At 30.8% G+C, this 21,413-nt stretch carries 21 protein-coding genes and 1 riboswitch; of the genes, 5 read left to right on the top strand and 16 right to left on the bottom strand.

Annotation, left to right across the window (positions count from 1 at the left end; genetic code table 11):
- The 5 genes from CCE28_RS21205 to CCE28_RS21185 form a co-directional block, all read right to left on the bottom strand.
- Nucleotides 1-1,025 (bottom strand): histidine kinase dimerization/phospho-acceptor domain-containing protein (locus tag CCE28_RS21205; RefSeq protein WP_095136162.1); only part of this gene is annotated, 1,025 nt, incomplete at its 3' end.
- Nucleotides 1,026-1,203: 178 nt separating this feature from the next.
- A complete protein-coding gene (locus CCE28_RS21200; protein ID WP_095136160.1) occupies nucleotides 1,204-1,887 on the bottom strand; it encodes a flagellar brake protein in 684 nt (227 codons plus the stop codon).
- Between the two features lie 469 nt (nucleotides 1,888-2,356).
- On the bottom strand, nucleotides 2,357-3,982 hold the full coding sequence (locus tag CCE28_RS21195) for a sensor histidine kinase (RefSeq protein WP_095136158.1): 1,626 nt from the start codon (nucleotides 3,980-3,982) through the stop codon (nucleotides 2,357-2,359).
- Nucleotides 3,979-4,653 carry a response regulator transcription factor gene (locus tag CCE28_RS21190; protein ID WP_095136156.1) on the bottom strand — a complete coding sequence of 225 codons (675 nt, stop codon included), beginning with the start codon at nucleotides 4,651-4,653 and terminating at the stop codon, nucleotides 3,979-3,981. The genes CCE28_RS21195 and CCE28_RS21190 overlap by 4 nt, the downstream gene beginning before the upstream one ends.
- Before the next feature lie 119 nt (nucleotides 4,654-4,772).
- Nucleotides 4,773-6,440 (bottom strand): sigma-54 interaction domain-containing protein, encoded by a 1,668-nt coding sequence (locus tag CCE28_RS21185; RefSeq protein WP_095136154.1) that lies wholly within the window; start codon nucleotides 6,438-6,440, stop codon nucleotides 4,773-4,775.
- A gap of 308 nt (nucleotides 6,441-6,748) precedes the next feature.
- On the opposite strand from CCE28_RS21185, the gene CCE28_RS21180 reads away from it, so the two are divergent.
- The 3 genes from CCE28_RS21180 to CCE28_RS21170 are packed head-to-tail and all read left to right on the top strand — an operon-like array spanning nucleotide 6,749 to nucleotide 10,873.
- On the top strand, nucleotides 6,749-8,305 hold the full coding sequence (locus CCE28_RS21180; protein ID WP_095136152.1) for a BCCT family transporter: 1,557 nt from the start codon (nucleotides 6,749-6,751) through the stop codon (nucleotides 8,303-8,305).
- Between the two features lie 33 nt (nucleotides 8,306-8,338).
- On the top strand, nucleotides 8,339-9,289 hold the full coding sequence (locus tag CCE28_RS21175; protein ID WP_095136150.1) for a 4Fe-4S binding protein: 951 nt from the start codon (nucleotides 8,339-8,341) through the stop codon (nucleotides 9,287-9,289).
- 39 nt (nucleotides 9,290-9,328) lie between these two features.
- Nucleotides 9,329-10,873 (top strand): HAL/PAL/TAL family ammonia-lyase, encoded by a 1,545-nt coding sequence (locus tag CCE28_RS21170; protein WP_095136148.1) that lies wholly within the window; start codon nucleotides 9,329-9,331, stop codon nucleotides 10,871-10,873.
- A 128-nt stretch (nucleotides 10,874-11,001) separates the two neighbouring features.
- Here CCE28_RS21170 and CCE28_RS21165 read toward each other — a convergent pair whose 3' ends face one another.
- Genes CCE28_RS21165 through CCE28_RS21150 form a run of 4 tightly spaced genes read right to left on the bottom strand, consistent with a single transcriptional unit; the run spans nucleotide 11,002 to nucleotide 14,675 of the window.
- Nucleotides 11,002-11,805, bottom strand: a complete 804-nt coding sequence (locus tag CCE28_RS21165; RefSeq protein ID WP_095136146.1) for a sirohydrochlorin cobaltochelatase — start codon at nucleotides 11,803-11,805, stop codon at nucleotides 11,002-11,004.
- 21 nt (nucleotides 11,806-11,826) lie between these two features.
- Nucleotides 11,827-12,609, bottom strand: a complete 783-nt coding sequence (locus CCE28_RS21160) for an ABC transporter ATP-binding protein (protein ID WP_095136144.1) — start codon at nucleotides 12,607-12,609, stop codon at nucleotides 11,827-11,829.
- Nucleotides 12,602-13,663, bottom strand: a complete 1,062-nt coding sequence (locus CCE28_RS21155; RefSeq protein ID WP_095136142.1) for a FecCD family ABC transporter permease — start codon at nucleotides 13,661-13,663, stop codon at nucleotides 12,602-12,604. Before CCE28_RS21155 ends, CCE28_RS21160 begins: the two co-directional genes overlap by 8 nt.
- Before the next feature lies 1 nt (nucleotide 13,664).
- Nucleotides 13,665-14,675: an ABC transporter substrate-binding protein gene (locus tag CCE28_RS21150; RefSeq protein ID WP_095136140.1), complete on the bottom strand. Its 1,011-nt coding sequence runs from the start codon at nucleotides 14,673-14,675 to the stop codon at nucleotides 13,665-13,667.
- 227 nt (nucleotides 14,676-14,902) lie between these two features.
- Nucleotides 14,903-15,076, bottom strand: a riboswitch (cobalamin riboswitch).
- 77 nt (nucleotides 15,077-15,153) lie between these two features.
- On the opposite strand from CCE28_RS21150, the gene CCE28_RS22415 reads away from it, so the two are divergent.
- Entirely contained in the window at nucleotides 15,154-15,303 is a 150-nt protein-coding gene (locus CCE28_RS22415) for a hypothetical protein (protein WP_176461967.1), read from the top strand.
- A 292-nt stretch (nucleotides 15,304-15,595) separates the two neighbouring features.
- On the opposite strand, the gene CCE28_RS21145 is transcribed toward CCE28_RS22415, so the two are convergent.
- The 3 genes from CCE28_RS21145 to CCE28_RS21135 form a co-directional block, all read right to left on the bottom strand.
- Complete coding sequence (locus tag CCE28_RS21145; protein ID WP_095136138.1) at nucleotides 15,596-15,829, bottom strand: hypothetical protein; 234 nt, start codon at nucleotides 15,827-15,829, stop codon at nucleotides 15,596-15,598.
- 319 nt (nucleotides 15,830-16,148) lie between these two features.
- Nucleotides 16,149-17,507 (bottom strand): MATE family efflux transporter, encoded by a 1,359-nt coding sequence (locus CCE28_RS21140; protein ID WP_095136136.1) that lies wholly within the window; start codon nucleotides 17,505-17,507, stop codon nucleotides 16,149-16,151.
- 100 nt (nucleotides 17,508-17,607) lie between these two features.
- A complete protein-coding gene (locus tag CCE28_RS21135) occupies nucleotides 17,608-18,435 on the bottom strand; it encodes a MerR family transcriptional regulator (RefSeq protein WP_095136134.1) in 828 nt (275 codons plus the stop codon).
- A 441-nt stretch (nucleotides 18,436-18,876) separates the two neighbouring features.
- On the opposite strand from CCE28_RS21135, the gene CCE28_RS22885 reads away from it, so the two are divergent.
- Complete coding sequence (locus CCE28_RS22885; RefSeq protein ID WP_330396894.1) at nucleotides 18,877-19,182, top strand: cupin domain-containing protein; 306 nt, start codon at nucleotides 18,877-18,879, stop codon at nucleotides 19,180-19,182.
- Between the two features lie 182 nt (nucleotides 19,183-19,364).
- Here CCE28_RS22885 and CCE28_RS21125 read toward each other — a convergent pair whose 3' ends face one another.
- The 4 genes from CCE28_RS21125 to CCE28_RS21110 all read right to left on the bottom strand — a co-directional run.
- Nucleotides 19,365-19,841: a dihydrofolate reductase gene (locus CCE28_RS21125; protein WP_242973053.1), complete on the bottom strand. Its 477-nt coding sequence runs from the start codon at nucleotides 19,839-19,841 to the stop codon at nucleotides 19,365-19,367.
- Between the two features lie 74 nt (nucleotides 19,842-19,915).
- On the bottom strand, nucleotides 19,916-20,218 hold the full coding sequence (locus CCE28_RS21120; RefSeq protein ID WP_207652948.1) for a hypothetical protein: 303 nt from the start codon (nucleotides 20,216-20,218) through the stop codon (nucleotides 19,916-19,918).
- Nucleotides 20,219-20,243: 25 nt separating this feature from the next.
- Complete coding sequence (locus CCE28_RS21115) at nucleotides 20,244-20,984, bottom strand: EcsC family protein (protein ID WP_095136130.1); 741 nt, start codon at nucleotides 20,982-20,984, stop codon at nucleotides 20,244-20,246.
- 184 nt (nucleotides 20,985-21,168) lie between these two features.
- The coding region (locus tag CCE28_RS21110) for a 4Fe-4S binding protein (protein ID WP_141228408.1) at nucleotides 21,169-21,413 on the bottom strand (245 nt) is incomplete at its 5' end.

Here is a 21,413-nt window from a genome sequence, read left to right as displayed (position 1 = left end):
ATATTAAAAATTGATTTTTCCAATTTAAATACTTCTGATTCTAAATTAGATAAGTTCAGTAGTTGTTTTATCATTTTATCCATCTTATCAGCTTCATGGATTAATATATCACAATATCGATTTCTTTTTTCCTCATTATTTGCAATATGGTATTTAAGCCCTTCTGCATAACCCTTTGTAATACCAATGGGACTTTTTAACTCATGAGAAATACTTGATATAAACTTTTTTCTCATTTCATCTATTTCTTTTCTTCTTTCTATATCTTCCTTTAGCTTAACATTTGCTTCTATCAAGTCATCAATGGCTTTATTTAGTTCTTCACATATTAGGTTCATACTATCACCAAGTATGCCTATTTCATCCTTAGATTTCACCTTATATTTCTTAGAAAAATCAAGATTTGATATACTTTTTGCAATATGGCTTAAATCTATTATAGGTCTTGTTATCCTTTTTGAAAAAAGAAAGATAAAAATGCTTCCAAATATAATTGTTATTACTCCAGTAAAGAGTAAAAATTCATTTGCAATTTTTGAGCTGGTACTAACTACATGGAGAGGTTTTTTTAAAATCAATATTTCTCCCGTGTCTAATTCCTTAATAAATACAATTTCTCTAAAATCTGGTGTGTGAAGTTTAATAACCTCATAAATGTAGTCCGTATTCAAATCATTCATCTTTGTAAATATTAAATCTGCCAAATCTTTTCTAATTACTCCGTTTTTAATTGCCTCTCTTTTTCTAAATGATGAACTATATTTAATAACTGGAGATTTCTCAAATAAAATCAAACTATTAATATTTTCGTTTCTATCTATGTTATACATGATATCTTCTATAGTTTCAGCCTCGTTTAAATAGGCCTCACTAATCTGTTCATAGGTGCTGAAAAAAATCCTTTCGTTTCTATAAACATAGTACTTTTCAAGATATTTTACATTCATAAAAAAAGATAGACTAATAGAAAGAATTAGAAACATGGTGAAAATAAGAAATAATTTTGTTCTTACTGACTTAATCATTCACAACCCTTCATTTCATATTCCAAACAGCTTACAGTTCGGATTAGTTTATCCTACTCATCTAACTTTCATCTTAAATTCTTAATGTGAGTATTAATGGAGAATGTTTTATCTTTATGAGGAAATTATATTCTCCTATTGTGATTGTTTTGTGATGAAAAATTAGTATTTAGGATTTTTATGATGATCTAACTTTAAGTTGTTCACGCATTTTTTGAAAAGTATACTTTACCAATTTTTCTCGACATTGATAATCCAATCCTACAAATTGTACACCCATTTTATAAAGTTTCTTTCCAGCTTTATTCCTAGAAGTACGTACAACTTTACCAATAAAGCCTTTATGGAAACACTCATCTCCTACCAGGCAAAGTATTTCTTTGCCATAATCTACAGATTCTTCTACTACTGCTCCAAGTCCACCTGCACTAAAATCGTAAGTATAGCCTTTTATCCATTTTTTATATTTATATATTTCCTTTAACTCATCAGGTGTTTTATGAGCAATACTAATTTTTTCATCTATAACAAAAATCTGAATATCTAACATTATTGGAATTCTTACAAATTCTCTTCTTGGAATTATTTCGTATTCACTAGGTTTATTAACTTTGATCAATGGTATATTATCATCAGAAATAATTGTAGCTGCCTCTGTCATAAATCCATAAACCTTATTATCTTCACCACAATACATAGCCCTTATGATTTCACCTGGTACTAACTTCATATGACCATTATTACCTATTGGACAGCTAATATAAATACTCTTCTCATCTTCATCTTGTACCGTACTATCACCCATTTTCAATTCATCTTCTGAATATATTTCTATTTTTCTGTTTAGTTTAAAACTTATCATTTTATTATCACCCTCAACTCTAAACTTTTATTAACTGATTGTAAACTTCAGACATATTACGTAATCTTACCTCTTGATTATGAGGAAATTATATTCTCCTTTTGTGATTGTTTTGTGATGAAAAATTATTATTTAGGATTTTTTTTATTCTTTTTACATAAAACAAACCCCTTTAGAAGTTCTAAAGGGGTTTGTTTTATGCTTGAAAATGTCCTATTCTCCGTTCATTCTATTCAACTTGAACCAAAATTCCACATCATTTTCTTTCACTCTTATAATTGTACTACTATACCTAGCTATAGTTTTTATCTCTATATTATTTGTGCCCTTGTTACATGAACTTAGTAACCTTGCCCTCCTCTCAAGTAAGATGTATTCATTTTATATCTCTTATGTGATGGTTTTGTGACGAAAATTAATATTTAGGATTTTTTATTTTTTCATATAAAACAAACCCCTTTTAGAAATTCTAAAGGGGGTTTGCAAGAGCTTTGTCAAAGTCATATTCTTCATTAATTATGTCCAATTGAAACCAAAATTCCACACCAATTTCCCTATTTATTACGCCATATTTTCCTTCATGGTGTTCCATAATGGATTTTACTATTGAAAGACCTAATCCTGTACCTCCATACTCTCTTGTGCGGGCTTTATCAACTTTATAAAAACTATCCCAAATATTTTGTAAGTCTTCTTCAGGAATATTTTTCCCTGAATTAGTAACAGAAACTCTAATCTTTTTATCTACTAATTTGGTCCTTACTTCAATGTATTTACCCTCATCTATATGATTTATGCCATTTGTCAAATAATTACTTATAACTTGTTCTACCCTTAGGACATCAGCTTCAACAAAATGGTCTTCATCAATAATGACTTTTACTTCAATACCCTTCTCTTTAAAGATAGGAGTATGTTTTTCAATAACTATATCTATTAAAAGGGATATATTAAAAATTGATTTTTCCAATTCAAATACGCCAGATTCTAAATTAGATAAGTTCAGTAGTTGTTTTACCATTTTATCCATCTTATCTGCCTCATTAATTAATATATCATAATAGCGATTTCTTTTTTCCTCATTATTTGCAATGTTATACTTAAGTCCTTCTACATAACCTCTCGTAATACCAATAGGGCTTTTTAGTTCATGAGACACACTCGATATGAAGTTTTTTCTCATTTCATCTATTTGTTGTTTTCTTTCTATATCTTCCTTTAGCTTAGAATTTGCATCAATTAAGTCATCCATGGCTTTATTTAGTTCTTCAGATATCAAATTGATACTATCACCAAGGGCACCTATTTCATCCTTTGATTTTACCTTATACTTCTTAGAAAAATCAAGATTTGATATGTCCTTTGCAATATGACTCAAATCTACTATGGGTTTTGTTATTCGTTTTGAAAAGAAGAATATAAAAATACTTCCAAGTATGATTATTATCCCACCAGTAAACATTAAAAACTCATTAGCAATTTTTAAGTTATTCCTAATATCGTGAAGAGGTTTTCTTAAAATCAACATTTCTCCTGTATCCAATTCCTTAATAAATACAATCTCTCTCTCTTCAATACGAGATGTTGAACTATCTAGGATAACATTTTTCTTCCCCTTATTCCCTAAATCATGAATATTACTCCTTTGCCTTTGGTCGTGTCCCATACCCTTAAGAATGTCATCATCTGTAAAATTTGGTGTTGGAAATTTAACTACCTCATATATGTAGTCAGTTTTAATCTCACTCATTTTTGTTAACATAAGATCAGCCAAAGGCTTTTCAATTAATCCATCTCTATTTCCTTCTCTTATTCCAAATTTCGAACTATATTTAATAACTGGCGACTTTGGAAACAAAATAACATTGTTAATTTTCTCAGTTCTATTTATGTTATCCATTATGGCTTCCATAGTTTCAGGCTCTTTTGAATTGATTTCATTAATACGTTCATATATGTTATAAAAATCACTTTTGTTTTTATAAACATAATACTTCTCAAGATATTTTAAGTTCATAAAAAGTGATAGACAAATACAGCTAGTAAGAAATATGGTGAAAATAATAAATAATTTTATTCTTACAGACTTAATCATTTATTCACCTTCATTTCATATCCCAAGCCTCTTACAGTTCGGATTAGTTTACCATACTCACCTAGTTTTGATCTTAAACTCTTAATATGAGTGTCAACAGTTCGTACATCCCCAAAAAAATCATATCCCCATACTCCATTTAGTATCTGGTTTCTGCTTAAAGCCATCCTCAGATTTTTCACAAGATATAGTAGTAACTTATATTCCTTTGGGCTTAATTCAATAACGTTATTATGTATTGAAACTGTTTGACTGGATTGATCTATTATAATACCTTCTATTTCAATATTTTTTTCATTTTCTTTTATTACTCTCCTAAGTAAAGCCTTTATTCTAGCCATAAAAATCTCATAGCTAAAGGGCTTTGAAATATATTCATCGGCTCCCAAGGTAAGGCCATGAATTTCATTTGATTCTTCACCTAATGCTGTCAACATAAGAATGGGAACATCTGACTGTTTCCTAATTTCCTTACAAACTTCCCATCCATCATATTTAGGCATCATAACATCTAATATAACCAAATTGACACCCCTTGTGGAAAAGAACAAATCAATAGCTTCACTTCCGTCTTTGGCAACAATCACTTTATATCCTTTATTTTCTAAGAAATCAGAGACTAAGTCTCTGTACAGTAACTCATCATCGGCTATAAGCACTGTTATTTCCATCATTATGCCCCCCTACTCTAGTACTCATAAAAACTAATCTAAATAAAATTATATATGAAATACTATAATTATACAAAATTCACATGGCGGGTTTATAATCTAGATGTTAACTGATTAGTTTAATTATTAATACTTTTTTTCCCTTCAATAAATTCCGTTAGATTATGTTTCTTTATTCTATATTGTAAAGCTTGTCTATGTAATCCTAATTCCTTAGCAGCCTTTGTAATATTATAATTATGTTTTTTTAGAGAATTTAGTATTACATGCTTTTCGTATTTACTCATAATATTATTAAGGCTAGTATTATCTATTGTGAGGGATTCATATGTATCAGATTCATGAGTATCATTATATTTAATAATACTTTGAGGAATATCCCTTGTGGTAATATATGAATCTTCACACACACTAATGGCATATTCTACCGTGTGTAGGAGCTCTCTAATATTTCCTGGCCAATCATAGGACTTTAATATTTCAATTACAGAATCACTTGTCTTAAGTTTCCTATCGTATGAAATCTTATTTATAAAGAAGTCATATAAAAGGCATATATCATCTTTTCTTTCCCTTAAGGGAGGTATAGGAATTGTGATTGTATTGATTCTATAATATAGGTCAGATCTAATTTTTCTCGATTTAAGCATGTGCTCTGGTGATTCATTAGTTGAGGAGATTACTCGTACATCACAAGGAATTTCCTTCGTTCCACCTACTTTCATATACTTCTTTTCTTGAAGAACTCTTAAAAGTTTTGACTGTACATTGAGACTCATAGAGTTTATCTCATCTAAAAATAAAGTACCCTTGTTGGCTTTTTCCAATAGTCCTGATTTATTGGTACTCCCTGTAAAACTACCCTTTTCTGTACCAAATAAAATACCTTCCACTAAACCTTCAGGTATGGCAGCACAATTTATGGCTATAAATTCATTATCACTTCTATTACTAGCACTATGTATACTCTGGGCAAAGAGTTCCTTTCCTGTGCCTGTTTCACCATATATTAAAACGGATGAGTCAGTTTTTGCAATACGCTTTGCTAGTTTTTTAGAACTTGTAAATTTCTCATCCTTTCCAATTAAATCATCAAAGCTATAATATAAGTTCTTATTATATAATTTCTGTGTTAGGGTGCTACCTTTTTTTACGAAATCATTTAATAGGGTGAGTTCGTTACAAGCATCCTGCAAATATTTATTAAACCTTACTATACTCAAACCTGCCACTAAGATATCATCAATGAATATGGGATATCCTGAATTAATACTGGATATAGGTTGCTCTGAATAATTGCTTACAAAGGTGTCGTAGACATTTAGAAGAGGTTTTCTATTCTTTAAAGTTCTGAGTATACAGCTAGTCTCAGATGTTAATGGATATACATCTGTAATATGCTTTCCAGTAATCAAACGTCTATTTAAAAATTCTCCCTTTTCAGCAGCTTTATTAGTAAATTTTATATATCCGCTTCTATCTGTAATATGTATTCCTATATTCAACAAATCAAGAATGTTTTTATAAAAAGTAGTTTGATATAGAGCATTAGAAATATGCACAATAAATCCATCATTATTAGGGTTATCAATAATTATATATTTTACTGGTAGATTGTTAAATATGGTATTCCCTTCCTTTGAATCAATATTAATATCTATGAAACTCAATATATGTTTTCCCATAAATTTAGCATTCACATCGTTTTCTGCATCTAAATGGGGCTGGGACATCTGTATTATTCTATAAGTACTATCTAAAATGATAATGATATTATATATTTCCATAAAAAATCTCCTTTATTATATAGTTTTATTGTCGTTATATTTTAAATTTTATGATATTTTAATTATAAGTGCAATATTTTATTTCACTTATTTTCTTATTCAAAATCTAATGCTGTAAAATTCAAGGATAGGATAACGCAATAAAAATATGCACGCAATAATACATTGCTATATTTATGAGTAATTCTTTATATTTTCCCATGAAAAGTGCCAAAATCCAGTTATTTTTTAATGATTTATGTTATTGTGATATGGCATCAAATTTGCATAAGTAAATATAAGAATAAAAATATAAGGAGGTTTTTCTAATGGACAAATTTAGAATTAACATTATTTCAGTTCCAATCATTATCTTCGCCATAATAATAGGTTCTAGTATGGTTGATACCAATGCTACTGCAACATTTGTTATGAATGTATATCTTTTCATAGCTAAATATTTTGGTGCTTTTATTCAAATTACCTGTTTAATTTTTCTACTTGGAATTCTTTACTTTGCCTTTTCTAAAACAGGAAATATCAAGTTTGGTGGCAAGGATGCAAAGCCAGAGCTATCTACTTGGGCCTACTGGACAATTGCACTTTGTGCTGGTATTGGTACAGGCATTATGTTTTGGGGACCAATTGAACCTATCTATTTTGCCTATAAAGTGCCTCAAGGTGTTAACTTAGCCCCAGGAAGTGCAGGAGCTATCCAATTTGCCATGAACAAATCATTTATGCACTGGGCATTTACTCCTTATGCTCTTTATACCCTTTGTGGAATATCCATTGCATATGCCGTTTACAATATGAAAATGCCAAACACTGTAAGTAGTGGAATGACTCTCTTTTATGGAGAAAAGTTTCTTAAAAGTAAGTGGAAAGATGTAGTTGATGTAGTTGCCCTTACAGCCATATGTTCTGGTCTTGCAGGGGGTCTTGGTAATGGACTTATTCAGCTTGGATCAGGAATTGAAATGATATTCGGTATTCCTTCTGGCCCAGTAGTATGGATTGCGGTTGCCCTTACTATCACTACCATATATACCATTTCAAGTATTTCTGGACTTCACAAGGGTATTAAATTCCTTTCTGAGAAAAATGCTTGGATTTTTATTGCCTTTTTATTTATTGTCATAATTGCAGGTCCTACTAAATATATTATAGATCTTACAGTTCAAAGCTTTGTTCACTATGTTAACGATTTCTTTGAAGCATCTGTTTTCTTGTCACCTGGTAATACTGATATGTGGCCAGAATGGTGGGATACTTTCTATCTAGCAGATTGGTTATCATTCTCTCCACTTATTGGATTATTCCTTGCTCGAATTAGTTATGGACGTACCATAAGAGAATTTATTCTAATCAACCTTATTGCTCCAGCTTTATTTGCTGTAGTCTGGTTTGGAACATTTGGTGGATTCACATTAGATCTACAAGCATCTGGTACATTTGACATGATGAATTATATAAACACAGCAGGTTTTGATGGTGTAATGCTTAAAGTTGCCGAATTTTTACCTTTAGGTAATATAATACAACCTCTTATCATACTTACGGTTATGTTATCCTACGTGACCATGGCAGATTCCATGACATCATCCATATCTATCATGTCACTTAAGGATTCTAGAGTAAAAGAAGCTCCTATTGCCATTAAGGTCTTCTGGGGTGTACTTATGGGAGCATTAGCAGTTATATTTGTTACAGCAGGTGGAATTGATGGAGTTAAGACACTTCTTGCTATCTCTGGATTGCCTGTTCTTCTAGTAATGATAATGCTTTTTGCAGGAATTTTAAAAAGGCTTGTTATTAATAAGAATTACTCCATTGATGAAGTGGTTTCTTCTAAAGAAATTTGTTTAAAGGAAGAGCAATGCTAACTTTCTTTAAATTCCATAGGAGGGAAAAATTAAATGAATGCAAAATTAATCAAATATTTTCAGGTTCCTGAAGAAGCCTACTCCTACATGGACATTATGCTTTCTAAGGAAGAAATTAATCTTATAGAAAAAATTCAAGATAAAAAATATACTTATGAAGAACTTCTAAAATTCATTGAAGCAAACTTTGATTTAGATTCTGAAGAATTTCTCAGAAGTTGTTATAAGAGAGGTGTAATCAATAAGGAAGAAGTAAATAGACAAATAGTTTACACATCAGCCAATGTATATACTAGACTTGCATTTTTCGCCCAATATGAAGGGGAACTGTGGAAGAGTATACCTGAAGAAGACAGGATTAAAATAGATAGATGGTATGTGGAAAAATATGCCCATGGAGCTATTCCTAGACTTGAGGAAATAAAAAAGGGAACTAGAAAACTAATAGAAAATGCTTACTTTTATACTATGGATGAAACTTTAGAACTTATAGATGAAGTTAACCATGAATTATATATGGTTCCATGTAATTGTAAATCCATTTCTCTTAGATGTGATAAACCTAAAAATGTATGTATCCTATTTGAAAAGGGCATTAATTCAGAATGGGATAGAGGATGGGGAAAGGCACTCACTAAAGAAGAAGCTAAAGAAATTATTCTTAGGGCCAACAAAAGTGGACTAATGCATACTTCTGAAGCAGAACAAGCTATTTGCAATTGTGATGGATGTTGTTGTTACCCTATTAGGGCATCTGAAATTATTGGTGCTAAAGGAATTTGGCCTCAAAGGAGATATGACATAGTTTGGGATAAGGAAAAATGTGTGAATTGCGGTATATGTGCAAAGCTATGCAACTTTAATGCCTTTATGAAAGAAGACAAAACCGTTTCCTTTCATGAAAACAAATGTTGGGGTTGTACTATATGCAAGGATCATTGTCCTGTAAATGCTATTACATTAAAAAAAATAGTAGACAATTAAGAAGAAAGTATTAATGACTATATATTAGGGGGAAATACAATGTTAAATCCAGCACATATTGAAAAGGTTATACTTGGAGGTAGACTTACTATAGAAGAAGTAGTTGCAATAGCAAGGTACAATAAGAAAGTCGAGTTTTCCAAAGAGTATATAAATAGAGTAATAGAGTGTAGAAAATTAGTTGATAAATTCTCCGATGAAGAAAGAGTAGTTTATGGAATAACTACAGGCTTAGGAGACAACTGTAGAAAGTTCATCAGTAAAGAAGATAGAGAAATTGTACAAATTAATAACCTTAGATCTCATGCAACATCTGTAGGAGAACCACTCAATAGGGAATGTGTCAGAGCTATAATGGTGGCTATGATACAGCAATTAGGCAGTGGTTATACAGGCATTAGATTAGAAACTGTAGATAAAATACGAGAATTATTAAACGCTGGTGTTACACCTTTTGCTCCTAGACATGGATCAGTTGGATATCTTGATATTGAAGCACATATTGCCCTTGTAATAGTAGGGGAAGGAAAAGCCTATTATGAGGGTGAGCTACTTAGTGGCGCAGAGGCCCTTAGAAGAGCAGATATTGAGCCCACTGTCATTAGGAGTAAAGAAGGTCTATCATTAGTATCTGGAACATCTTGTGTAACTGGTCTTACTTCCCTATCCATATATGATGCTATGATTATTGGTAAAACCAATGATATTGCAGGTGCCATGTCACTTGAAGTATTAAAAGGTACTTTAATGGCTATGGATGAAAGACTTATGGATGTAAGACCCCATCCAAATCAAAGTGCCACAGGATACAATATTAGAACCATTTTAAATGATAGTGAAATAATTGAAAAGTATAAGGGCTACAGAGTACAAGATGCCCTATCTCTAAGATGTATACCACAACTACACGGGGCAGCTAAGAAAACAATAGCTGATGGGAAGGTTACTATAGATATTGAACTAAATTCTTCTGTTGACAATCCACATCTCTTTAGCACAAATGATGGTGATGGTATTGCCATAATGGGGTGTAATGCAGATGCTACTTATGTAGGTATGGCTGCCGATACTATATGTATATCCATGTGTAATATGGCTAAAATGTCAGAGCGTAGATTGGATAGAATGGTAAATAGATATGTAAGTGAATTGCCAGCATTTTTAAATTCAAATCCCGGTTTAAACAATGGTCTAATGATACCACAATATGCAGCAGCTGGTATTGTTGGGGAGATTAGATTACTAACTCATCCTGCCACCGTTGATAATGTTCCTACTTGTGCATTACAAGAAGATTATGTATCAATGGGATACAATGCAGCTCTTAAGGCATATAAATGTATGGAACTTGCCAGGTATGTAACTGCAATAGAAATAATGAACGCAGTGCAAGCACAAGATTTTTATAATGATTTAAAACCTGCTACAGCAACTAGAGCAGTCTATGATCTAGTAAGAAAGGAAGTTGCGTTTTTAGAAAATGATAGAAATATGCATCCAGATATGGAGTATATTGCAGATATGATTAAAGAAGGTCATATAATATCCGTAGTTGAAAATATTGTAGGCACTCTTGAATTTTAAAGAATAAAAATAAACTTCTAGGCTTAAAACTAAAAAAATCTGGGCATATTTCTAAAATAATATGCCCAGATTCTTATTTTAAATAAAAAACATGGTTTGCTACTTCATAATCCATACCCTTCACTTTACTACATGTTCTCATTCATTTCTTTCATTACTTCTCTTACTCGATTTACATAAATATTTTGATAATCAGGGTTTTCTCCTAAACCATGAAGATATGTATTTACTACAAAGCCATCTTTTTCTAATAATGATTTCCATGAATCCTCTTCATTTGATGCCATATCGTTTACAGCGTGATCTCCGGCCACTAACATATATGGCATTAAAGTAACCTCTTTAATATTTTTATCTCTCAACTTTGGTATTATATGATCTATCTCAGGATAGCCCTCTACCGTTCCAACATAAACATTTAATTTTTCATCATTGAAGAAAGATTGCAGACAAGCATAGCAAGCATTTGAAGGATGATATGTTCCATGGCCCATTAATACAACTGCACTATCTTCTTTCATGTTCGGTAGTTGTGATTTAAGAGCATGAACAGCTTCTTTATAGTCATTTACACTATATAAAACTGGCCTCCCTAACACAATTCTTTTAAATTGTCCATCATATTCCTTTACAACTGAAACTATCTTTTCATATTCTATACCAGGTATAATATGAAGAGGTTGAATAACCACTTCTTCAAACCCATCTTTTTTCATTCTATTTAAAGCTTCATAAGGAGTATCTACAATTATATTATCTCTTTCCTTTAATTTCTTTATAACCATTTTTGATGTAAAAGCTCTTCTAACTTCATTACCTTCAAATTCTTCTTTAATCCTATTTTCTACAGCTTCAATATTTGCTTTTCTAGTATTTTCATAGCTTGTTCCAAAACTAACTACTAAAATCCCTTTTTTAAATGTATTTTCCATTTTCCCACCTCTAATCTATATTTATACAGGATTATAACAATCTGAATAGAATGATATATGAATTTTATTTGTAAAAGGATTCTTAGAAATATGGGATTTAACTCCAAATACTTCTTCGAATATCTTTTTAGTTAAGACTTTCTCTGGTGTTCCAAAATACTTAATTTTACCCTTTTCCATTACATATATATAATCACAATAATTAGATGCAATATTAAAATCGTGTATTGCAGCGAAAGTAGTTACTTTTAAGGACTTTATAACATCCATTATTTGAAGCTGATATTTAATATCCAAATGATTGGTTGGCTCATCTAGTATTATAGTTTTTGCATTTTGGGTCAATGCTCTGGCTATTAAAACCCTTTGCTTCTCTCCACCAGATAGACTAAGGAAACTTCTATCATAAAAATCTTTTAACCCCACTCTTTCTAAAGAATCAAAAGCTATTTCTTCATCCTTTTCTGTATTACTATCTAGCAAACCTTTATGTGCATATCTTCCCATCAATACTATTTCCTTTACAGTGAAATCAAATTGATGATTGTTTTCCTGAGAAACAACTGACATATTTTTAGCTATTTCTTTATTTTTTATTTTTTCTATATTTGTTCCATTTAGATATATAGCTCCTTTATGTGGTTTATATAATCTATATATATTTTTAAGCAATGTTGACTTACCGCATCCATTTGGTCCAATGAGTCCAACAAACTTATTCTCTTTTACACATAAATTTATATTATCAATTATTTTTTTATCATCTATAGAAAATTCTAAATCTGAAACTTCTAATCTATCCATTTTTTCCTCCAAAAGAATAAGAGCTCTTTCTTATTAACCATATAAAAAATGGTGCTCCTAACAATGCGGTAATTACTCCAATGGGTATTTCTTCAGGTCTAGCTATCATCCTAGCCAAAATATCTGCCCAAATAAGTAGAATCGGTCCTAATAAAAGAGATAGTGTAGATACTCTTTTATGATCTGCCCCTACTAATGTTCTGCATATATGAGGAACTATAAGTCCTACAAACCCTATAACACCTGTTATTGATACCACAAATCCGGTTAGTATACTTCCTAAACAAAGAATCATATTTTTTAAAAATTTTGTATCTACCCCTAAAGTAATTGCCACTCCTTCTCCTAACAATAAACTATTTAAGCCTCTTGAAAATATAATTAGAAACACATAGGAAATTAGTAGCCAAGCAGAAGGCCATAATAAATTGCCCCATTTAGCTCCACCTAAACTTCCTGTCATCCAAAATAATGCCTCATGAACCTTTGAATAATCTTGTGCTGTAAATATTAAAAAGCTCGTTATACTTGAAAAAAGAGCAGCTATTGATACACCTGTTAGTACTAGACGTGTTGAAGAAAAAACACCATTTTGTCTAGATAGTATAAAAACTAATAAACTTGCTAGTAATGCCCCAATAAAGGCTCCTATGGAAACATTCTGTATTCCAAATATGCTAGAACCTCCAAATATAATTATCATTACAGCTCCAGTAGATGCTCCTGATGATATACCTAAAATATAAGGGTTAGCTAATGGATTTTTAGTTAAAGCTTGCATCATTATACCACAAAGTGAAAGGCCTGCTCCAGCAATTATAGCTAACAAAGTCCTAGGAAACCTCAAATTCCAAACAATACTTTCTGTGGTTTTTTTCCAAGTACATTGAAAAATCTCTTTGAAAAACAACTTACTAGCTATAATTTTCCATACTTCTTTAAAATCTAAGGTTATAGGCCCTAAACTAATTGAAGCTATTATGGATGCTATAAGGCCTACACTTAAAGTTATACATAATATTGTAAAATATAGTTTTTTCTCAAAAATCTTCATCTTACTCAAACTTTTCTGGATAGAATCCCTTTACAAGTTCTTCTATGGCTTTTGTATTTCTAATACCAGGTGACATATCTGCAAGGCTTACTTTTACAAATCTCTCTTCTTTTATAGCTTTTATATGCTGTAAAGCCGGATGTTCTTTTAAGAAGTTTAATTTTGCATCATAATCTGTATCTCCATAATCAACTATTACGATCACCTCAGGATTTTTTTCAACTACTTCTTCCCAGGATACAGTTGCATAGCCCTTGTTAATATGATCAAATATATTTTTTCCCTTTGATTGTCTTATAATATCTCCACTAATTCCTCCACCAGCTACAACAAAAGGTTCCTTTTCACCAGAATCATAAACAAAAACTTTTACCATTTCCTCTTCTGAAATATCCCCTATTTTGTCTTGAATCCCTTTTATTTCTGTTTTCATTTTTTTAATTACTTCCTCAGCCTTTTCTTCTACTGCAAATATTTTTCCTAAATCTCTAAAATCTTTATAAACTCCTTCTAATGAACCACTACCGCCTATGGATGTGGCTAAATATGGATTTATTCCGTTATCCATCATATCAGTAGCTGAAGCTACTCTCTTTTCATTAAAAGCTGATTCCCATCCAGATACAAAGTCTGGTCCTACAGAAAATAGCACTTCTTTAGAAGGATATTTATCAGAAAGAACAGGTATACTTTCGTAAGCCTCTTTAAATTCTGGATAAATTTCATTATCCATAAAAGCTGTTCCTACCATTTTATCTTCAAGACCTAGAGCTAAAAGCATTTCTGTCATAAACTGAGATAATGTAACAGCTCTTTCAGGAGCTTTTTCAAATGTTATCTCATAATTTTCACCGTAAATTTCATAGTTAAATGTTATAGGTTCATATTCCCTTGTTTCCTTTGTCTCTTCAATTTTCACATCTTCATTTACAGCTTTTGTAGTTTCATCCTTTGTACACCCAGTAAATGAAAATATTAAAACAAATACTAGAAGTAAAGATATTTTTTTCATTTGTGTCCTCCTTTTTTATGTTTGTATTTTAAATAATGTAACCATGTACCATCATATTAAATCTTTTAACTTTAATAAAAGTAATCCCAGTAAGATACTAGAGAAAAAAATAAAGCCTCCGCAAAAACGGAGGCACAGCGTATCTCTATTAACTTAAAAAACTTTATCAAAATAAAAGATAATATCTTTCAAATAGTTCTACTCTATGGTCTTACTTCCCTCCGAAGTTCCATATACAGCTTTAGGCAGGTCTCCTGGCTCACGGGTCATTCTCTACCATCCTTCCCAGATTAATCCAGTGGATTTGGCTTTGTCTCCGTATACAGTAGCGGGGGCTGCAGTGGATTTTCACCACTTTCCCTATTAAACCTTATATTGGTACCCAAAACAAGATATTCAATTGTTATAATTGGATCAATACAATTATAACAATTGCTTTTACAAATTTCAACATTATAAAATGCATTTTAGACTTAATATGTATTCAGATATGGAATATATAGTAGATATTATTAAAGAAGGTAAGATAATATCTATAGTTGAAGATGTTGTAGGTGATATTCAATTTTTAAAAATTATAGTTTTATTTTGTACACTTAGAAGTACAGACTCCGACTATATACCGTAACCCTTAGTTTGAGTAAAAACCACGCTCAACTATCCCCGTTATCTAACTACCTATCATTCCGATTATTGTCCCAATCATTATACCTATTAATATACTTATTATTGTGACTTTTGTTTTCTTAATTTCCCGCATAACTTTTCTTCTTTTAATTTTTTTCATATGTATTTCTCCTCTTTCATATTCCAATTTTTACCTCGTTAAAGTTATTATATTCAAACATGTGGCAATACTTGTCTATAATTTCATTTATTTTTGTAAAATAACCATATTAAATAAGAAAACCATCATTAAGTCAAATCATACTCATTATTGCATCATCTATCTCATTGGTACTGTATCCAGCATAATCCAACGCATCAAATATATCTCCATCAGGTGCATTATAGACTTCCTTTATGCCGTGTGCCACTTCTTCCGCTGTGTATTCTGCCTCTCTCATGGCCTTTGCTACTTCCTCAGCAGTTGCATCAAAGATATTTTTTAGCCCTTGTACTACTTTTTTTAAAGCTTTTTTTGAATATTTCATTCCTTTTGTTCCTCCCTTGCAGCTACATCATTCTATAGATTCTTCTTAGATTATTTTTGCAAATAAGTTAGGTTTATTTATAAGAAAATTCTACTTACCCCATGTGATGGTTTTGTGAAGGAAAATTAATGTTTTGGATTTTTTTGTATTTTTTATTATATAATTCAAGCCCCTTTAGAAATTCTAAAGGGGCTTGAATTATATAATAACTTTGCAAAGACCTATTGCCTATTAATTATATTCAATTAAAGTTAAAACTCCATACCAATTTCCTTTTTTATTCCACGGAAACCACCATTATATTTGGGGCACCTTATGATTAACAACGAAGGTGTTCATAGTTTAAATCTTTTTTATCCATTAAATTGTTATTTTGCTTAATTAAATACATACCTATAATAAATGTCATACATTCAGCAAATGGAACTGTAAGCCATACTCCACTCATTCCTAAAGTCATGGGAAGTATATTTATTCCTAAAATTATAAATACTATCCCTCTACTTGCTGCTATTATAATAGATGCTTTAGCATCCCCTATTGCTGTAAAATATCCCGAATTAATTATATTAAATCCACACAGTAAAAAGGAAAAGGCATATAGTTTGGATCCACTTACTGCTAAGTTTAAAATCTCTTCATTTCCACTTGCAAATAATGATACTAACTGTTTTCCAAATCCAAATAAGATAAAGAATAAAACTACTCCAACAACTATATTTACCCTTGATGCTAACTTTAATGTATTATTTAATCTATCATGTTTTTTATATCCATAATTATAGCTAAGTATAGGTCCTATTCCATCTGATATTCCAAACATTATAAGTGTTCCAAATTGAGATATATAATTTATTGTTGTAAATGCTGCAACACCAGCTTCCCCAGCTATTTTCATAAATGCCATATTAAATACATATGCAGTTGTTGCTATTGCAATTGCAATTACTCCTTCTGATGAACCATTATATGCCATTGGTACTATTGTTGATTTATCAAATTTACCACTAAATATATTTACTATATTCTTTTTATCTAACATAGGACGTACTACAATAAAAAATGCTGATACGTACGCTGTTCCTGTAGCAAATGCTGCTCCCATTATTCCTAAGCTTAATTCTTTTATAAGTATAAAGTCTAAACTTATATTAACAATTATACTTAAAATCATACCCTTTAAATATAATTCTGGCTTTCCTACTACCCTATTCGTAAATCCGAATAAAAACATTAAACACATTAGGGGAGCGAATATAGATATGGTTCTTATATATATTGACACACCCTCTAATAATACTTTATTTGCACCTAATAATACTGCAATTTCTTCACTAAATAATCTTCCAATTAATGCTATTGCTAAAGATACTGTTGTAATAGATACAAATGCTGTTTTAAATATATTTTGAGCTTCTTCTTTTTTACATTCTCCCAAACTTCTTCCTATGAAACTTAGAGAACCTACACTTATTATCATGCTAAAACCTATTATAACTTGCATAAATGGTTGAACCATATTTACACTAGCCAATGCATTTTGCCCAACAAAATTCCCTAAAAATATTCCATCTATTATAGTTTGTGCACCTGCTATTATCATAGAAATTATTGCTGGGATTGAGTACTTAATAAATAATTTAGATATTTCCCCTGTTCCTAATATATTTTTGTTCATTTATCCTACCTCCAAAAATATAACAAAACATGTATTAACTATATGGTAAATATGTTTTGTTATTATGGAGTAGATTATAAACCTTTGTGCCACACAAATGTCAATATTTTTTTATAGGTATTTGTATTTCGAATAATTCTTCCTCCTTTTTATCTGTAACACTAATATCTATTTGAACAATTTGAAGAATATCTCCACATACTCTATATGCCTTTTCCCCAATATACTCAATCATTTTTTTCAAATGAACTTCTCTATCCCAAATACTTCCTTTATAATACATGCACGCGTAAGTACCTTTAGGAATCTTTATAATATGATTTTCATCAATATTATCTTTATCTTTGATGAAAAGAAACATAACAACTGATTCTAGGTACTTATTCAACCCTATGTCCTTTTGTTTTATAATTGCTCCATAACGATTACTTGCAACTATTGGGGCTATTTCTTTTAATTCATTCTCTAATTGAAGGCATGCATAACTTAAGTCAATTTCATTTTTTATGGATTTATCAAAAGTAATTATTTCTCTTTCTTTAATTTCTTTAATAAATATGCCTTCTAAATCTGATACTTTAGAAATATCTTGTAGGTGTTTTATTTTTTCACTAATACTTTCTTCTAATTGTTGTAATTCTTTTATTTTTTTTTTAAGTTCATTATGTTTATCTTCTAATATGTTGACAGACTGCTTTAAATTTCTATTATTAAAGTACTTCTTAATTTCATCAATGCTCATTCCTAGTTGGCGAAGTTCTTTAATGGTTCCTAATTCTTCATATTGTAAAATAGAATAGTATCTATATCCAGTTTTAGGATCTATTTTAATAGGTTTAAGTAAACCTATTCTATCATAGTGTCTTAATGTTTCAGTGGTAATATTTCTTAGTTTTGCGAATTCGCCAATTGATAGTTTATCTTTCATCTTTTCTCACCATTTTCTAACTATAATATAATTTAACTTCCTTGTTAGCAGCATTTACAATAGTATACACTTTAAGGGTTGTAATATGACTATGCCATACATTCCTATAAATCGAAACACATTCTCTAAATATAGAGCATATTATAATTTTATAATACTATGAAAGGATTGAACAATATGTATAATGTTTATGACCCATATCCTTGTCCTTGTCCTTATTGCATTAATACAGCAATGTGCCATATGTATAATGTCTATAAAACCTATCCATACCCTTACTATATTAATTCACCAATGTATAACTCAGACTGTTCCCAACAGTTCACTAAATTGAAGGATTATGGACCAAAACCCTTTGTAGTTAATATTGAGGAGGCTACTAAACGAAACGATACTTTTCGTACCGCTTTATGGACAGGAGACAATTTGCAAGTTACCTTGATGAGCATAGGGGTTGGGGAAGACATAGGTTTAGAAGTGCACCCCACAGGTGATCAATTCATACGTATTGAAGAAGGTGAAGGACTTGTTCAAATGGGGGATAGTAAATATAAATTGAATTTTCAAGAAAAAGTCTATGATGACTATGCCATCATCATACCTGCTGGTAAATGGCACAATGTAATCAATACAGGTGATACACCACTTAAATTGTATGCTATCTATGCGCCACCTGAACATCCACGTGGTACGGTTCATGAAACTAAAGCAGATGCAGAAGCTGCTGAAGATAACTACGGTCATTAATATGAAAAGGGACTGTGAAAAACAGCCTGTAAAAATAACTTTCTAGGGTACGCTCAAATTACCATAGGAACCTATTTTTTATACCAAGAATAGTATATGTGCAAGGTAAATAGTAGGAATTATTATACTTATCTCCTTTTAAAACTATACATCCCCTGTCATAGGGCTCAAACTATTTTTATTTAAAATTTTCTTTCGAAAGTATAATATGTATAGGGTATCTTCTCTTCAATTCTTTTTTTATATGTTGTACAAAAATCTTGATTGTTAAATTTCGGAAAATAAGTATCACCTTCAAAATTTTTATGAATAATTGTGAGATGAATTTTATCAGCATAGGGCAAACTCTGCTTATAAATTTCTCCTCCACCTGCTATGAAAACTTCTTCTTCATCTTTGACCATATTCAAAGCTTCTTCTAAGGATTCTACTGTAGTGCAATTTTCACAACTTACATCTTTTGTTTTTGATATTACTATGGTCTTTCTGTTTGGTAATGGTTTACCTATAGATTCATAAGTTTTTCTTCCCATGATAATAGTATTATTTAAAGTCAATTCTTTAAATCTTTTAAGCTCACTTGGAATTGTCCAAGGCATTATTCCCTCCTTACCAATTACATGATTTTCTGCCATTGCTGCTATTAATGTAATTATCATTTATTCATCTCTCCCAAACTTTCTATTCTTATCCTCAAACTTTCTACTTCTCCTTAATCATTTCCCTAGTTCCTTTATTCATTATCACATATTTTCTTATAATGTCCTTCTATTGCCCTATAAGGAATTAGCGCAATTGGTTGGTTTGCAGGTGTGAATAAATCTATTCCATCTTGATTTTCATCTGCTCTAAAATATTTCTTACCAAACTTCTTTATTACCCAACCTTTAGTTCTAATTGGAATAGAACCAAAGTTCCCATTTTTCTCGACCGATTCTAATGATGGCATTGCATGTGTAAGACCAGATATAACGGAAACATAACACCTTTCAATAATTTCAATTCTATATAGGTCTTTTCTTTCTAAAAAACTCATTAATTTCTCCACTCCTCTTCTGTTTTCACTCTTGTATGTCATTATACTTATCATTAAATAGCCTTAATCTATAGGCATTAATAGCTGTTTCTTCAAGCTTATCCATTAACTTATAGTTAGCATAAGCTCCTACTATAGCCCCTATTCCTGGTACTAACTGCAACATTTTAGCTAAATCCATGTAATCCCTATATTCTTGTTGGAAAGTTTTCCAATCAAACATTTCCATACTCAATGGAAGTTTCTTCACATAATTGTTCCAATCTACCATCTGCTCATATACTTCAATACGTTTCTTGTCGCTTGAAAAAGCTAATTGAAATACATATAAAATATATAGTCTTTCTCTATAGTCTCTTACATCAAACCCATATAAGGTAGCTGTATCAAAGAGAAACTTCATTTTTAGGCTTAAAAGAATTGGAAAATCAGCCAAGCCAACTAGGACTCCCCCTACGCCTGTACCAGCACCACTAACGGTAGCAGCCTTTTTGTAAAATTTTAATTTCTGCCTTACTAAATTTTCTCGCTGTTCTAATGAGCCCTCAGTAAGTGGTTCTTTTGTAATAAATTTAGACCCAGCCAGCACAACCTTAACCATATTTTTAATTGCCTCTGTAATTACCCTATGAACCTTGTCGGGAATAATATTATTTACTTTATTTTGTATCCCTTTGCTTATACGACTTCTAATAGAAGGCTTCTTACTCATCTTTCCCTGCCATCGTTTAAATTCTCTTATGGCTTTTTCTTCATAATTAATCATTTTCATTCCTCACAATACTGGACCCTTTCACTTAAAACCCATTTTTTACTTTTTCTAATAATAGTAACATAAAATATAGGGAAGAAGTATTACTTCTTCCCTTAAATTTACCATATATAATCTTAAAATCTACAGACCTATACTATATTTAATATGTGTTTTACTCATTTAATTTAAACATTCATCATTTAAGTTTTTCTAAATACAGAGCATCCTTAGGGCAAGTACTTACACAAATTCCACATCCCAAACATTTAGAAACATCCATATGAATAACTTTTTCTTTCTTCTCAAATACATTCAGTTGGCATCTCTTTACACAAATACCACAATTGATACACTTTTCTCTATCCATATGTATAATATAGTTCACCATAGGCCATTTTCCTTCAAGACTCATTTCCATAGAAGCTTTCAATGGATAGCAAC

Source organism: Anaeromicrobium sediminis (genome assembly GCF_002270055.1).
GTDB classification, from domain to species: Bacteria; Bacillota; Clostridia; order Peptostreptococcales; family Thermotaleaceae; genus Anaeromicrobium; species Anaeromicrobium sediminis.
Note: the sequence above shows the minus strand (reverse complement) of the source record. Positions and strands in the feature narration are given on the sequence as shown.

What these genes read in the sequence shown, in the direction of transcription:
- CCE28_RS21155 (WP_095136142.1), bottom strand. Translation starts at nt 13,663, where the DNA reads ATGAAGATTTTTGAGAAAAAACTATATTTTACAATATTATGTATAACT.
- CCE28_RS21190 (WP_095136156.1), bottom strand. Translation starts at nt 4,653, where the DNA reads ATGGAAATAACAGTGCTTATAGCCGATGATGAGTTACTGTACAGAGAC.
- CCE28_RS21170 (WP_095136148.1), top strand. Translation starts at nt 9,329, where the DNA reads ATGTTAAATCCAGCACATATTGAAAAGGTTATACTTGGAGGTAGACTT.
- CCE28_RS21150 (WP_095136140.1), bottom strand. Translation starts at nt 14,675, where the DNA reads ATGAAAAAAATATCTTTACTTCTAGTATTTGTTTTAATATTTTCATTT.
- CCE28_RS21165 (WP_095136146.1), bottom strand. Translation starts at nt 11,805, where the DNA reads ATGGAAAATACATTTAAAAAAGGGATTTTAGTAGTTAGTTTTGGAACA.
- CCE28_RS21145 (WP_095136138.1), bottom strand. Translation starts at nt 15,829, where the DNA reads ATGAAATATTCAAAAAAAGCTTTAAAAAAAGTAGTACAAGGGCTAAAA.
- CCE28_RS22415 (WP_176461967.1), top strand. Translation starts at nt 15,154, where the DNA reads ATGTATTCAGATATGGAATATATAGTAGATATTATTAAAGAAGGTAAG.
- CCE28_RS21135 (WP_095136134.1), bottom strand. Translation starts at nt 18,435, where the DNA reads ATGAAAGATAAACTATCAATTGGCGAATTCGCAAAACTAAGAAATATT.
- CCE28_RS21140 (WP_095136136.1), bottom strand. Translation starts at nt 17,507, where the DNA reads ATGAACAAAAATATATTAGGAACAGGGGAAATATCTAAATTATTTATT.
- CCE28_RS21175 (WP_095136150.1), top strand. Translation starts at nt 8,339, where the DNA reads ATGAATGCAAAATTAATCAAATATTTTCAGGTTCCTGAAGAAGCCTAC.
- CCE28_RS21200 (WP_095136160.1), bottom strand. Translation starts at nt 1,887, where the DNA reads ATGATAAGTTTTAAACTAAACAGAAAAATAGAAATATATTCAGAAGAT.
- CCE28_RS21195 (WP_095136158.1), bottom strand. Translation starts at nt 3,982, where the DNA reads ATGATTAAGTCTGTAAGAATAAAATTATTTATTATTTTCACCATATTT.
- CCE28_RS21120 (WP_207652948.1), bottom strand. Translation starts at nt 20,218, where the DNA reads ATGAGTTTTTTAGAAAGAAAAGACCTATATAGAATTGAAATTATTGAA.
- CCE28_RS22885 (WP_330396894.1), top strand. Translation starts at nt 18,877, where the DNA reads ATGAGCATAGGGGTTGGGGAAGACATAGGTTTAGAAGTGCACCCCACA.
- CCE28_RS21160 (WP_095136144.1), bottom strand. Translation starts at nt 12,609, where the DNA reads ATGGATAGATTAGAAGTTTCAGATTTAGAATTTTCTATAGATGATAAA.
- CCE28_RS21185 (WP_095136154.1), bottom strand. Translation starts at nt 6,440, where the DNA reads ATGGAAATATATAATATCATTATCATTTTAGATAGTACTTATAGAATA.
- CCE28_RS21125 (WP_242973053.1), bottom strand. Translation starts at nt 19,841, where the DNA reads ATGATAATTACATTAATAGCAGCAATGGCAGAAAATCATGTAATTGGT.
- CCE28_RS21180 (WP_095136152.1), top strand. Translation starts at nt 6,749, where the DNA reads ATGGACAAATTTAGAATTAACATTATTTCAGTTCCAATCATTATCTTC.
- CCE28_RS21115 (WP_095136130.1), bottom strand. Translation starts at nt 20,984, where the DNA reads ATGATTAATTATGAAGAAAAAGCCATAAGAGAATTTAAACGATGGCAG.